This is a genomic window from Prosthecobacter sp., from assembly GCF_014879935.1.
Taxonomy (GTDB): domain Bacteria; phylum Verrucomicrobiota; class Verrucomicrobiia; order Verrucomicrobiales; family Verrucomicrobiaceae; genus Prosthecobacter.
In genome coordinates this window covers 41,418-54,381 of the sequence record NZ_JACSRD010000213.1, presented here as the reverse complement: position 1 = coordinate 54,381, position 12,964 = coordinate 41,418, and the positions used below count along the sequence as shown (strand labels likewise).

The 12,964-nt window shown below is 59.6% G+C and carries 13 protein-coding genes; 4 read left to right on the top strand and 9 right to left on the bottom strand.

Going from position 1 to position 12,964, the window contains the following annotated elements; genetic code table 11:
- Positions 1 to 515: 515 nt before the first annotated feature.
- Positions 516 to 773 (bottom strand): hypothetical protein, encoded by a 258-nt coding sequence (locus IAE77_RS24415; RefSeq protein ID WP_294232355.1) that lies wholly within the window; start codon positions 771 to 773, stop codon positions 516 to 518.
- A 3-nt stretch (positions 774 to 776) separates the two neighbouring features.
- The gene (locus IAE77_RS24410; protein WP_294232353.1) at positions 777 to 989 is read right to left on the bottom strand and encodes a hypothetical protein; all 213 of its coding nucleotides are present in this window, start codon (positions 987 to 989) and stop codon (positions 777 to 779) included.
- 88 nt (positions 990 to 1,077) lie between these two features.
- Between IAE77_RS24410 and IAE77_RS24405 the strand changes: the two genes are divergently transcribed.
- The 3 genes from IAE77_RS24405 to IAE77_RS24395 all read left to right on the top strand — a co-directional run bounded on the left by IAE77_RS24405 (position 1,078) and on the right by IAE77_RS24395 (position 2,045).
- Positions 1,078 to 1,308 (top strand): addiction module protein, encoded by a 231-nt coding sequence (locus IAE77_RS24405; protein ID WP_294232351.1) that lies wholly within the window; start codon positions 1,078 to 1,080, stop codon positions 1,306 to 1,308.
- Between the two features lie 106 nt (positions 1,309 to 1,414).
- Entirely contained in the window at positions 1,415 to 1,630 is a 216-nt protein-coding gene (locus tag IAE77_RS24400) for a hypothetical protein (protein ID WP_294232349.1), read from the top strand.
- A complete protein-coding gene (locus IAE77_RS24395) occupies positions 1,614 to 2,045 on the top strand; it encodes a hypothetical protein (protein WP_294232347.1) in 432 nt (143 codons plus the stop codon). Before IAE77_RS24400 ends, IAE77_RS24395 begins: the two co-directional genes overlap by 17 nt.
- A 556-nt stretch (positions 2,046 to 2,601) precedes the next feature.
- Here IAE77_RS24395 and IAE77_RS24390 read toward each other — a convergent pair.
- From IAE77_RS24390 to ileS, 6 genes are all read right to left on the bottom strand, one after another.
- A complete protein-coding gene (locus tag IAE77_RS24390; RefSeq protein WP_294232345.1) occupies positions 2,602 to 3,348 on the bottom strand; it encodes a restriction endonuclease in 747 nt (248 codons plus the stop codon).
- Between the two features lie 30 nt (positions 3,349 to 3,378).
- Positions 3,379 to 3,543 carry a zinc finger domain-containing protein gene (locus IAE77_RS24385; protein ID WP_294232343.1) on the bottom strand — a complete coding sequence of 55 codons (165 nt, stop codon included), beginning with the start codon at positions 3,541 to 3,543 and terminating at the stop codon, positions 3,379 to 3,381.
- On the bottom strand, positions 3,540 to 3,737 hold the full coding sequence (locus tag IAE77_RS24380) for a hypothetical protein (protein WP_294232341.1): 198 nt from the start codon (positions 3,735 to 3,737) through the stop codon (positions 3,540 to 3,542). Before IAE77_RS24380 ends, IAE77_RS24385 begins: the two co-directional genes overlap by 4 nt.
- A 23-nt stretch (positions 3,738 to 3,760) precedes the next feature.
- Entirely contained in the window at positions 3,761 to 4,120 is a 360-nt protein-coding gene (locus tag IAE77_RS24375) for a helix-turn-helix domain-containing protein (protein WP_294232339.1), read from the bottom strand.
- Complete coding sequence (locus IAE77_RS24370) at positions 4,117 to 4,425, bottom strand: type II toxin-antitoxin system RelE/ParE family toxin (protein ID WP_294232336.1); 309 nt, start codon at positions 4,423 to 4,425, stop codon at positions 4,117 to 4,119. Before IAE77_RS24370 ends, IAE77_RS24375 begins: the two co-directional genes overlap by 4 nt.
- 165 nt (positions 4,426 to 4,590) lie before the next feature.
- Entirely contained in the window at positions 4,591 to 7,359 is a 2,769-nt protein-coding gene (gene ileS, locus IAE77_RS24365) for an isoleucine--tRNA ligase (protein ID WP_294232334.1), read from the bottom strand.
- 125 nt (positions 7,360 to 7,484) lie between these two features.
- Here ileS and IAE77_RS24360 point away from each other — a divergent pair, with 125 nt between their 5' ends.
- A complete protein-coding gene (locus IAE77_RS24360) occupies positions 7,485 to 10,040 on the top strand; it encodes a right-handed parallel beta-helix repeat-containing protein (protein ID WP_294232332.1) in 2,556 nt (851 codons plus the stop codon).
- Between the two features lie 169 nt (positions 10,041 to 10,209).
- Here IAE77_RS24360 and IAE77_RS24355 read toward each other — a convergent pair whose 3' ends face one another.
- Positions 10,210 to 12,939: a tetratricopeptide repeat protein gene (locus tag IAE77_RS24355; protein WP_294232330.1), complete on the bottom strand. Its 2,730-nt coding sequence runs from the start codon at positions 12,937 to 12,939 to the stop codon at positions 10,210 to 10,212.
- Positions 12,940 to 12,964 lie beyond the last annotated feature (25 nt).

The window sequence follows — 12,964 nt, the reverse complement described above, 5'->3', positions numbered from 1 at the left end:
CCGAAGATGGATTCAATCTCCCCGAAGGTGGATTCAATCTCCCCGAAGATGGATTCAATCTCCCCGAAGATGGATTCAATCTCCCCAAAGATGGATTCAATCTCCCCGAAGATGGATTCGATCTCCCCGAAGATGGATTCGATCCACCCAATGGTGGACTGACTCCTTTTGAAGGGCACCGAAGGGGGGCGCTCGAAGGCGTCAAAGAACAGAAGCCCCAGCGGGGTGAGGTGGACCAGCGGTGCCTGTCCATCGCCTTTCCTGGCGGCGCAAGCACGCGGAGCCCAGGCTGCGGACGGGCTTGGTAGGATGATTGTGGGTAGGATGATTGGCTTTCAGGTTCGGAACCTCTTCAAATCATCCTACCCTCAATGATCCTACCCAAGGCTTGGGATGAGCGTCAAATCAGCGTCCTATGAGCGGTTCGAAGCCGTCCGTTCACGCGGCAGGGCGGCGGAAAGGCACTCGCCGGGAGATCGGTGGGCCGGGGTGCCTGCCTTCGCGGGTCACGGGCTTCAGCGGACGGTTTGCACGTCCACGATGCGGAGTTCGTTCACGGGGCCATCGAGCCAGTAGGTGATCAGGAAGGGGCGCAGGGCTTTGACGTTCAGCCATCGGCCGGTGGCATCTTGCTCGCGAAAGTCAGGTGGCTCGGCGGGGGATCGCTGGAGCTGTTCCAGGTGGGCCACGAGGCGGCTGCGCAGTTTCGGCGGTGCGGCGAGCGCATAGCGCATCACCGATTCATCGAGCACGAGCTTGGGATCGGCGGGCATGGCTCACAGCCCCTGACGCTCAAGTTCCTGATGCACGTCCACGAGCTGGTCGAGGGTGAACTTGTGTCCCTCGTCCATGCGCGTCATCCGGGCGGCCAGGGCTGCCTTGTGCTGCGGGTCTGCCTCGTTGCTGAGATGCTGGAGGTAGGCAGAGGCAAAGAAACGGTCCTCGTCGGACATCGCGTCGATCTGCTCGCGGATGTGGGTGGTCGTCATGGCGGGAATGATGCGGACATTTGGCTTGTTTCGCAAGCGGCTAATCCGCGCTAGGCATTCCGGCGCCGATCCGCTAACCTCCAGCATCATGGTCACCCAAGAACTTTTCGCTCAAGCTGCTCGCCTGCCTGCCGAGGAACGGCGATTCCTCGCGGAGATCATCTGGGAAACGGTGGATGCCGATTTGCCGGCGCAGTGGGAGAACGATGCCACCATCGCCACCGAGGTGGAACGACGCTTTGAGGCGTTCAAGGCCGGCCTGGAGCGTGGATTGAGTCATGAGGATGTCTTCGCGGCAGCCAAGGCTCTTGCGGCATGAAGGTCGTCTATTCGCAGCACTTCCAGGCGGAGCTGTGCTGTTGATCGCAGCTTCACGAGATGAAACGAAGGCTTGCCGGCTTCTCTTGAAGGCATAGGCTTCTCCCATGAGCACTCTGGCAGAAATTGAACTGGCTGTCCCGCATCTCGCGGCGGACGAGCTTTCCTATTTGGAGCGGCTCGTTCACTCGCTGCGGGTCCGGAAGGCCAAGCAGCAGCGCAGCGCTCTCGACTTGCCGCCCTTGAAGCTGGGCAAGGTGTTGAAACCGTTGAGCACCGAGGACGATCTGCTGGAGGAGATGCTCCATGATTCACGGGATTGATACAGGCTTTCTGGTGGCTGCCGAGGTGGCTGAGCATGCGGATCATGCGGCGGCGCGGCTGAGGTTTCAGCAATTCAGGGCTGCGGGAGACCGCTTTGCGCTCGCTCCGCAGGTCTTGGCGGAGTTCGTGCATGTGGTGACGGACCCGAAGCGCTTTTCCCAACCGCTGGCGATGGAGGCGGCGCTGGAACGGGCGGAAATCTGGTGGGAATCACCGGAGGTGGATCAAATCGGTGCCGATGCGTTCTCCATGAGCACTTTTTTCGTCTGGATGCGGCAGCATCGCCTCGGGCGAAAGCGCATTCTCGATACCTTGCTGGCCTCCACCTTCCGCGAAGCCGCTGTGACGTCGATCCTCACCACGAACTCCCGAGATTTCACCGTCTTGGGTGGATTCGTCTGCGTGACGCCTTGATCCAGAAGGGTCTCACGCCAAGGCGCAAAGAAACGGGAACCGGTGATTGACCACGGAAGACACGGAATTCACGGAAGAGGCTCAGACATTCTTAGCCGCCTTCGAGACTGGCGATCTGCCGTGGAAACAAGATGAAGCCTGAATGATCTCCCACAGATTCGGGGAGGCCCACAGATTGACTGAACAAGAAATCTGTGGGCCTCCTTGAATCTGTGGGAAAACCTGGATTGGGATCCTTCTGATTCCTCCGAGGTCAGGCTGAAACGATGGGCTCAGGTGGGTGAACTCACTGTCTGGCCTCTTTCTGTGTCTTCCGTGTGTTCCGAGGTAGTCTATGGCTGGGATTACGAGAGGCTTGGGATGAGCGTCAAATCAGCGTCCTATGAGCGGTTCGAAGCCGTCCGTTCACGCTGCAGGGCGGCGGAAAGGCCCCCGCCGGGAGATCGTTGGGCCGGGGTGCCTGCCTTCGCGGGTCACGGGCTTCGGAGGGGCTTGGGACGCGATTAGAGAGCGGAAAGGATTGGGTCAGCTAGTTGTCCTCCGACCCGTTTACGGATCATTCACATGATGCGCTACACATCATGGCTCTCCAAATGAGCACCTTCTTAACAGTAGCTGCTGGCATAGTGAAACCTTGTTCGTTCGCAAAGCACGTATGTTGCTGCCCAGAGAATTCGACTGGATCTCCATCTAAACTGAAGTCGCTGCTTTGAAACTGAATTGAAATTCCATTCCATTTGAACTCAACTGCATCCACCCAATCTGAGAACAGGGAAAAAACCTTTTCCCGCCAGTTCCAACAGTGCCGAACCAAGGACAACTCGACACCGGAAGGTAGAGGGTAGGGCCAGAGTGTTGCTAGATTTGATACAACTGTCCAAACCGCTCGGTTGTTTCGCACCCGCGCGCTCCCGCCCCATGAAACGATATGCTGCCCTTTCAGGGTAAGCAGTGTAATTCCATTCTGTTTTGCGAAGATGTTAGCACCCTTTTGGAACCCTTTATTTGTAATCAGAATCCCCCCTGCCGCGCGACAATCATCGATTCGCGACTTCAAAGCGAGCACATCGGTAAGAGGAACTCGCCCCTCATAACATTTGCACTCGCAAAGAAGCTTGAGTTCAACAATGCCTGCCCGAATCCGAATGCGTATGTCAATCTGATGCCCCTGCCCAGACCGCCCAATTTCGGTTACATTGTGTTCAATCGTAACGAACTCATTGAGTGACGATGAGCCATAAACAGCGACGAGGGCATTCTCGACCGCCTTTTCGAACGACTGTCCTTTTTCGTTTGTATTCAAATTCGGATGACTCCTGACGCACTACAGGATTCACGAATCCACCGCCTCTGCGCAGCGGCCGCAGAGGGTCGGGTGGGCGGCGTGGGTGCCGACGTCGGGGAGGAGGCGCCAGCAGCGTTCGCACTTGGGATGGGTGCAGACTTCGACGGTGGCGGCGAGGTCGGGGGCGCGGGTGCTGGAACGAAATAGCTTCATGCAGCCACCAAGGCATCGGCTCCTTGAATCATGGGCTCAAACAAGGCTTTGAGCTGTTGTTTCTGGCGGAGCACCGGACGGCTCGGGTTGAGAACGCGTTCCAGTGCCAGGCCGGTTTCAGGCTCGCTGAGGCGGAGGAGGCGGGAGCCGTCTTTGAGACGAAGCAGGTTGATCTGGATGGGGACGGTCTTCATGATGATTGAGGTGCGTCAAGAGTTCAGGCGCAGGCTGCCTTCATCACAGCCTTGGGGTTTGCGCGGGCGACACGCAGCAAGGTCAAAGCAGCACCCGTTGGCTTGCAGCGGCCTTGTTCCCATTGGTGGAGTGTCCGCAGGCTGATGCCCAGCAGCGCGGCAAAGTCCTTCTGCGTCACTTTCAGCGCCGCGCGGGCGTCCTGAGCCAGACGGAGAGCTTCTTTTTCTGCGTTGGCTTTGCGCACGGCTTCGGGCTTTAAAGCGATTCGGCGCACGCCGCCGTCTGGCCGCTTTTCGAGTTTCCAGGCACGGGAAGGCGCTGTTTTGCCGCTGCGGAGCGCGGCGATTTCAGCATGGATGGCGGTTAGCTCGGAGTTTTTCATGGCTTGATCTGGCGGAGGATGTCTTTGAGTTCTTTCGGGGAGAGATTCTCTTGTTCGTTCTTGGGATAGCAACGGGCGAGAATGATCACATCATCCTCTGTCACCCAGTAATAGATGATGCGCAGGCCGCCGCGTTTGCCACGACCTGAACCCCGCCAGCGGATCTTGCGAAGTCCGCGACCGCTGGGAATCACGTCTCCAGCATCGGGACGATCCATGAGATGAAGCTGGAGGTGCAGCAGCTCATCATCCGGCAAATGCTCCTCTGCCTGGTGGGTGAATGCTGGCAATTCCTGGAAGACCATGGCGTGGGACTGATGCGTCAGTGGCGCACCATCCTACCTTTTGAGATTTGATCAAGCTCGGGGCATCGGACAGGTGAACAAGAACTGCTCGGCGGCAAGCCAAACAATCTTGTCGCATGTCATTTGCGGGCCAAAAACCCAACCCTCGCATTCTGGCGAATGCGCCTACAGGGCTTCCGCGCACCTTCCACACAGCGTCGGGTGGTCGGCGTGGGTGCCGACGTCGGGGAGGAGGCGCCAGCAGCGTTCGCACTTGGAGTTGGTGCAGACTTCGACGGTGGCGGCGAGGTCGGGGCCGCGGGTGAGGTGGAGGTCGCTGAGGATGAAGAATTCCTGGAGGGCGGGGAGGTCGCTGAAGATGGCGTGGGTGAAGCCTTTCTCGGGAAGGGTGAGCTTCACGGTGGCTTCGAGATTGGAGCCGATCTGCTTGGCCTGACGCGCGGCCTCGATGGCCTGCTGGATGACGGCGCGGGCTTTGAGGAGGTCTTCGACGATGGGGATGACTGATTCGCCAGAAGACGGGCTGAAGCCCGAACTACGTACATCCGGGAACTGCTGCAGGTGCACGCTGTCGGTGTGGCCGAGGAATTCCCAGGTTTCGTCGGCGGTGTAGGCGAGGATGGGGGCGAGGAGCTTCACGAGCGTCTCGGTGATCTCGCGGATGGCGGCCTGGGTGGCGCGGCGGCGGGGGCTGTTCTCGGGGTCGCAGTACATCCGGTCCTTGGTGATGTCGATGTAGAGCGCGGAGAGGTCGCCGGAGACGAACTGGGTGATGGTGGAGACGACCTTGCGGAAGTCGTAGGCGGCATAACCGGCGAGGCACTCGGTGGTGACGGTGTGAAGGCGCTCCAAGATCCAGCGGTCGATGAGAGTGTAGGACGGGGACTCGGTTGACGGTGTTGACCCGATTGACGGGGCGTCGTGGAGGTTTCCGAGCAGCACGCGGAAGGTGTTGCGGATGCGGCGGTAGCTCTCGCCGGTTTGCTGGAAGAGTTCTTCGCTGAAGGGGACGTCGTTTTGGTAATCGACGCTGGCGGCCCAGAGGCGGACCATGTCGCCGCCGTATTTGTTGTAGTAGTGGTCGGCGGTCATGGGCTTGGCGGCTTTGTCGCTGCCCTGGTCGCTTTTGCTGATCTTTTTGCCGCTGGTATCGACGACGAAGCCGTTGGTGATGACGGTCTTGTACGGCGCAGCGCCGCGCACGGCGACGCTGACCATGAGACTGCTCTGGAACCAGCCGCGATGCTGGTCGGTGCCCTCGATATAGACATCGGCGGGGCAATGCAGCTCGGGATGACGGTCCAAAACGGCGACGGAGGACGAGCCGGAGTCGATCCACACATCGAGCGTGTCTTTGCAGCGCTTCGAGCCCGCGGGCAGGCCGACGAGGTCGCTCCAGAAGGCGTCGTCTTTTTCAAACCAGAGGTTCGTGCCGTGCTTCTCGACGGCATCGGCGACCTTGTGCGAGATGGCGGCGTCCATGATGGCCTGGCCGTTGGCATCGTAGAAAACGGGCAGCGGCACGCCCCAGGTGCGCTGGCGGCTGATGCACCAGTCCGGACGGCTCTCGACGGTGCCGTGGATGCGATTGCGGCCCCAGGCGGGCAGCCAGTTCACGGTGTCGATGGCCTTGAGGGCATCGGCGCGGAAGTCGCTGATGCGGATGAAGAACTGCTCCACCGCGCGGAAGATGATGGGCGTCTTCGAGCGCCAGCAGTGCGGATACTGGTGAACGTAGGGCGTGTTGCCGAGCAGCGCGCCTTTGCTTTGCAGCAGCTCGATGATGCCCTCGTTGCTCTTGAAGACGTGCTTGCCGACGAAGTCGGGCAATCCGCACTCGGCGGTGTAGCAGCCGGCGTCATCGACGGGCGAGAGGATGTCCAAACCGTGCTCGCGTCCGGCGATGTAGTCGTCCGTGCCGTGGCCGGGCGCCATGTGGACGGCGCCGGTGCCGGTGTCGTCGGTGACGAAGAGGGCATTGATGATCTTCGAGGCGCGAGGCAGGAAGGGATGCTGCGCCTCGCTGCCTTTCAAATCGCGGCCTTTGAGCTTCGTGGTCGGCTGCGCGGCATCGAGCTTGAAGCCGGTGTCGTTTTGGAAGGCCTCGATGCGTGCGTCTGCGAGGATGAGCTGCTCCTGGCGGCCATCGGCATGCGTGAAGGTGCCGGCGGTGTAGCTGAAGTCTGGGTGCAGGGCGATGCCGAGGTTCGCAGGCAAGGTCCAGGGTGTGGTGGTCCAGATGACGAGGGAAGCACCGGACGGGCTGAAGCCCGAACTACGAACTTCAAACTTCACATACACGGCGGGGGAGGTTTTCTCCTTGTACTCGACCTCCGCTTCAGCGAGGGCGGTTTGAGCGCCGAAGCTCCAGAGCACGGGGCGCTTCGCGCGGTAGATGAGGCCCTTTTCGAGGAACTTCGCGAAGGTGCGCATGATGTCGGCCTCGTAGCCGGGGGTGAGCGTGAGATACGGATTCTCCCAATCGCCGAAGACGCCGAGGCGCTTGAAGGACTGGCGCTGGATGTCGATGAATTTGCGGGCGTAGGCCTCGGAACGCGTGCGCACCTCCGCCGGGGCGAGGTCTTTGGCCTCTTTGACCACTTTGAACTCGATGGGCAGCCCGTGGCAGTCCCAGCCGGGAATGTAGGGCGCGTGAAAGCCAGCCATCGTCTTCGATTTCACGATGAGGTCTTTGAGCACCTTGTTCAGCGCGGTGCCCATGTGCACGTCGCCATTCGCGAAGGGCGGGCCGTCATGCAGGATGAACTTTGGCTTGCCCGCCATCTGCTTCATGATGCGCTGGTAAAGGCCACCGGCCTCCCACTTCGCGAGGCGCTGCGGCTCGCGGGCCACGAGATCGGCTTTCATCGGAAAGTCGGTCTTCGGGGTGCGGACGGTGTTCTTGTAGTTCTTGGCAGGGGTTTCAGCGCTCATGTTCGGGGAAAAAGGAGGGCGAGCGTAGCGCGGAGGGCCCGGGTGGCAAGAAGCGTGTGCAGCGCCAAAATCCGCCCACACGCGGCATTTGCCCGCTGGGGATCGTCGCTTATCTCACCCGACTCATGCTGCGTCGCCTTTTTCTCGCCATCCTCCTGCTGCCATCGCTCTCCCCTGCCCTGGAGGTGCGCATTTCCGACACGCTCACTCCCGCGCAGGCGCTCCAGCAGGTGCGTGAGGCGCGGAAAGCCGGTGATGCCTCGCCAGCGACAATCTTTTTCCCCGAAGGCACCACCGAGCTGCTCACGCCCCTCACGCTTGAGGCCACCGATTCGAACATCACCTTCACCGGCACGCACAGCACCCTCATCGGTGGCCCCAAAGTCACCGGCTGGGAAAAACACACGGGGGAGATCGTCAAAGCCGATGTCTCCAAGCTGCTGCCGAAAGGCTTCCTCCCCAAACAACTCCTCTGCGACGGCGAACGCCAGATCCTCGCTCGTTATCCGAACTTCGACGCGAAGAACCCGCTCTACGGCAGCTGGGCCTTCGTCGCGCCGTTTCCGCCTGCGGGTGCGCCTGAGGGGCATCTTTGGAAACGCACCCTCTTCGTGAAGCCCGAGGACGTTCGCCAGTGGGCGCATCCTGAGGACGTGGAGCTGGATATCTTCGCGCAATACGGCTGGTGGAACTTCCTTGAGCCCGTCGCATCGCTCGATCCCGCAACGCGATTGCTCACGCTGAAAAAAGACTGCTCCTACGACCTCCACCCGCACAACCGCTACCACTTCCAAAACGCCCTCGAAGAACTCGACGCCCCCGGCGAGTGGTTTTACGACAAGCACCGCGGCGTGCTGTATTTCTGGCCGGACGTAGCGCGAAATTCCAATTTCGCGTCCCAAGATGATCGAAATCGGAATTTCGATCTACGGGACATCCGCCTCCCCCTCACCGAGGCCTTCTTCAAAATCGAAGGGGCCAAACACATCACGATTCGCGGCCTCACGCTCACCGGCACGCACGGCAGCGCCATCGTCTTCGAGCGAGCGGAGGACTGCCTCGTCGAAAAGTGCGTCATCACCAAGGTCGGAGCCTTCCACGGCAGCGGCGTCGGTGTGAGCGATGGCAAAAACGTCCGCGTCTCGCAGTGCGACATCAGTTTCACCGGCAGCAATGGCGTCAGCCTCAGCGGCGGCGACCGCAAAACGCTCACCGGACCCGGTCATGCCGTCGAGGATTGCCACATCCATCACATGGGCGTCTTCAACAAGAACGCCTGCGGGGTCGCCATGTATGGCGTGGACAATGCCGTGCGGCATTGCCACATCCACGACGGCCCGCGCATGGGCGTGCAGATGAGCGGGAACAATCTGTATGTCGAATACAACCACCTCCACCACCTCTGTCTGGAGACGCAGGACGGCGGCGCGATCTACACCGGCGGACGCGACTGGATCAGCAGCCGCGGCAGCAAGTGGCGCTACAATTTGATCCACGATGTCATCGGCTGCGGTCAGGAGGCTGGCGGGCTGAAGCATCCGTGGTTCACCTTCGGCCTCTACCCCGACGACAACTCCGGCGGCATCGACATCATCGGCAACATCGTCTTCCGCGTCGCCCACACGCCCATCCACATGCACAACTCGCGGGATTGCATCGTGGAGAACAACATCTTCGCCCTCGGCGGGAAGTTTCAGTTCGATCTGCACGGCTGGACCAAGGAGCAGCGCTTCTACACTAGCCACATGGACACCATGATCAAAGGCTACGAATCTGTCGCCGGCCAGCTCGCCTGGGCCAGCATGCGCGGCATGGACTTGCATCCCGAGGACGCCATCCGCGACGACGGTACCATGATGAGCGGCAACAGCTTCCAGCGAAACATCCTGTTCAGCGACACTCCCGGCGTGAAGTATGGCGACATCCGCCACGCCACCGCGAAGTGGAACACCATCGATCACAACCTCGCCTGGAATGGCGGCCATCCCGTCGTCACCGGCGTGAACAAAGTCGGCCCCGACAAGCCCGGAGCCCCGCTGCTCACCGAAACCTTCGACACCACCGAGCCCGGCAAGACCCCGAAAGGCTGGGGCTTCAACCATCGCCCCAACAAAGACGTGCAACTCGTCGTCGCCGATGGCGCGTTGCGTGCCGACTGCGCCCTCGGCACCGATCCCGGCAATCCGAAGACCGTCTTCCACGGCCCCGACATCCCCATCAAGCCCGGCGCGGCCTACCGCATGCGTTTGCGCATCCGATCCACCGAACCCGCCGCGAAGCTCAGCCTCGCCTTCGCCAGCTTCAAAAACGGCGAAGGCTACTGGCAGGCCGGCAGCACCAGCATCACCGCCACGTCTGAGTGGACCGAGTTCGAAGCCACCGGCCGCATGCTCCGCGAAAACGAAGCCGCCTGGAAACCCTGGATGAAGCACTTCTGGCTCCGCATCGACTGCCACGAGCCCAAAGGCCAGATCTTCATCGACACCGTCCGCCTCACCGAATGCGAACCCCTTGACGAATGGACCTCCTGGCAAGCTGAAGGATGGGACACGCACAGCCTCATCGCCGATCCCAAGTTCGTCGATTGGAAGCATGACGACTTCCGCCTTCAAGCGGACTCCCCCGCCTTCAAGCTCGGCTTTGAAGCGATCCCCGTGGAGAAGATCGGCATCCGCAAGTGACGTAGAATGGGCTTTCTAGCCTGTGCTGATCGGATCATTGAATTGGTCTCAGGCAAAGCGTCCTGTTATCCGCCTTAGACGAGGTTCTGTGAGCGATGCGTCTCTATCCTCTATTTACTCGCGTCTTTCCGTTCGTAACAAAGGTGCGCTGATTTAGAGCGCACTAATTTTAGTTTGGTTTCGCGAGCAAATCGGTGAGACGGTTGATGTAGGTTTCGACTTTGGCAGCCGTCGGAGATCCCATTTTTCGGAGCAAGGCCCTTGATGTGCGGAAGTGATTAAGTGCGTCACGCGCCTGTGGTTCTCCAATCGGGACCAATGCCAATCCTAGATTGAAGCGAACCTGCGCTTCCAATCTTGCAAAGCCTTTTGCCTTCGCCATGTCCAAGACCCCCTCATACATGGTGATTCCCTCAGTGAACCTCCCTTCTAGCATGCAGATGTTGGCCAGATTCATCTCCCATGAACCCGCTTTTTCCACATCGCCCGTTTCTTGAGCAAGCTGCAACGCAGTAGCGAGCAACTCGCGAGCGCTATTAAGAATCTTTGACCGCTCTGGCCCTGGAGGAAGACGTGACGCTTTTGCAAAAAGAATTCCACCGAGGTGGCCAGTTCGGTTTCCTTCGCCACGCACGTCGTCGATTTCAACGGCAATCGCCAGCGCCTCTCGGATCATTCGTTCGCCCTCTTCGGAGTTGCCAAGTTGATCGGTTATGAGTCCGAGATTGCTCAAGTTGTTACCCTCGGCAAGCCGGTTTCCGGCAAGCCGTGCTGCCTCCAGCGCTCTCTCATAAAGCCGAGCTGCTTCTTTTAGATTGCCTACATCACGGTGAAGGGTCCCAAGTGTGCTGAGACTGCCAATTACGACGTCTGCGTTCATTGAAGGCCCAGCCATCAAGAGGGCTTCGTGGAGCAATCGCTCCGCCCGCGGGATGTCTGCGGCTTCGCTGAGTAGAGTGCTTCCGAGATTATGAAGGTGGCTCGCGAGATCGTAGGCATTGCCAGTCGTTCGGGCTATGGCGATGGCTTGTTCGAAGTGACCAATCGCTTTTCTGATTACGCCAAGCCGGGCGCAAGCAGAACCGAGGTGCCCAATGCAGGCGGATTCACTATCCCGATCGCCACGATGCTTCGCTGCGCTGATTGCCACTTCCAGCAGAGGCATCGCTTCGCGGTCAAGGTTCCGCGACATAAAGAAACCCATATTGGCGCAGAGTCCGAGCACGGTTTCGGTGACTGCGGAATAATCACCGCTGGCGGCGGCGCAGTGAATCGCCTTGGTGAGATTGGGGAGTATTCGGTCGATTGCTTGGAGATTCCCAGGGGCGTCTTTCGCCGCCGCCGTTGCCGTTGAAGTGTATTGCTGATAGAAACGGACGCGGGTCGCACTCTGCTCCGATTCGTCGGTGCGACCGAAAAGGAACTCTGCATATTTGTGCATTAGAGGATGAAGCCGGTAATCACCTACACCAGCCCCCCAGTTCAGCATGGAGACTACGACAAGCCGATCCAGGGTCTCCTCCATCGCATCTTCGCTCGCTGCGGCGATAGCAGCGACGCTAACCGTGTTGAGCGGGCCGAATGCGAAAACACCAAATGAACGAAAGACCCTTTGCTCGTCTTGGTCCAAGTGCTCGTAGCTTAAGGCAAACGACATCGCGATTCCGCGATGGCCAGGGAATGAGAGGATCTTGGAATCAAATTCCTCAAGCCGCCGGCAGAGTCCTTCGATGCTGAACTCCGGTTTACGTTCCCGCATGGCAATCTGACGTGCCACTAGTTCTACTGCGAGCGGTAGATCGCCCAGCAGCGAAAGCAACTTGTCCACGGCGCTCACTTCCATCCGGACGAGTGCGGAGCCTGACAGCGATTCCAGCAATTGACGACAGTCCGCACGCTCCAGCGGTTCAACATTAAACTGGCTCGCTACTAAAGCAGCGCCGACGGTCGCTTCCCGCGTCGTCATCAAAATTGATACATCCGGCGGCACATACGAGGCGAGCTTGACAAGGTCTTTCACGATGCGTTCGCCGGCATCATCAATCAGAAGAAGTAGGCGTCCATTGGTCGCTGAACGTTTCGTTAACAGGGCTCCAAAAAGCGCCAACTGCTCGTCGATTTCCATGCCGGAGACATCATGTCCAAGCGACCTGATCCAAGCTCGTAGCATCTCCGGCATTCCGCCGAAATCGGTCGCGACTTCAGCCCACAGAACACCACCTTGAAATTTCTCTCGACATGCATCTGCGACTTTCAGCGCGAGCGCAGTCTTGCCGATACCTCCCATACCGACGATGGCAGCCCGCCCTTTCTCTGACTCCAATGCCTCTACGATGTCCCGTGCTATGGCATCCCGTCCGACAAAGTGTGGAGATGGAAGAGGTGGGGCCGTCAGCATCCCAGTCTCCGCGTTTTTTTCCCGACCAGGCGCGACACGTTTGCCCGCTTTGAATGCCGTGATCGCAGCGGCGAACTCATCTTTCCGGCGGAGCAAAAGCTCCGGTGGATACGGGTGCCGAGTCAGTTCCCGCTTGGTATGGACCTTGTCGTGGTGATCAGCGCAGAGAACAACAAGGTTTTCGAAACGGTCATCCGGGGCGGTGGCGTGGAAGCGGATATGGTGGATTAGGACTCCCGAGTCGCTGTCGATGTTCCAGCAGAGGCAGCACCTGAACTCACACTCCGTGATAAGACGTTTCACTGTCGCACGTGGAATTTCTCGCCGCCTCTTTGCCCGCTGGATCTCATCGATTTCTGGCGGAGCGAACAGTTTCGCTAACTCCCCGCTCTCGGCACCACACAGAGCCTCCCAATCACAAAAGCGCGATGCAATGCGCTCCGCCAAATCGGAGCGAAGCCCGCGTCCCATCATCAGCTCAATAAATGTATCACGCTTCAAAACAAGAGTGGGTATGGTGAACGTT

Coding starts and splice junctions, on each gene's coding strand:
- IAE77_RS24415 (WP_294232355.1), bottom strand. CDS start 773: ATGCCCGCCGATCCCAAGCTCGTGCTCGATGAATCGGTGATGCGCTAT.
- IAE77_RS24410 (WP_294232353.1), bottom strand. CDS start 989: ATGACGACCACCCACATCCGCGAGCAGATCGACGCGATGTCCGACGAG.
- IAE77_RS24405 (WP_294232351.1), top strand. CDS start 1,078: ATGGTCACCCAAGAACTTTTCGCTCAAGCTGCTCGCCTGCCTGCCGAG.
- IAE77_RS24400 (WP_294232349.1), top strand. CDS start 1,415: ATGAGCACTCTGGCAGAAATTGAACTGGCTGTCCCGCATCTCGCGGCG.
- IAE77_RS24395 (WP_294232347.1), top strand. CDS start 1,614: ATGATTCACGGGATTGATACAGGCTTTCTGGTGGCTGCCGAGGTGGCT.
- IAE77_RS24385 (WP_294232343.1), bottom strand. CDS start 3,543: ATGAAGCTATTTCGTTCCAGCACCCGCGCCCCCGACCTCGCCGCCACC.
- IAE77_RS24380 (WP_294232341.1), bottom strand. CDS start 3,737: ATGAAGACCGTCCCCATCCAGATCAACCTGCTTCGTCTCAAAGACGGC.
- IAE77_RS24375 (WP_294232339.1), bottom strand. CDS start 4,120: ATGAAAAACTCCGAGCTAACCGCCATCCATGCTGAAATCGCCGCGCTC.
- IAE77_RS24370 (WP_294232336.1), bottom strand. CDS start 4,425: ATGGTCTTCCAGGAATTGCCAGCATTCACCCACCAGGCAGAGGAGCAT.
- ileS (WP_294232334.1), bottom strand. CDS start 7,359: ATGAGCGCTGAAACCCCTGCCAAGAACTACAAGAACACCGTCCGCACC.
- IAE77_RS24360 (WP_294232332.1), top strand. CDS start 7,485: ATGCTGCGTCGCCTTTTTCTCGCCATCCTCCTGCTGCCATCGCTCTCC.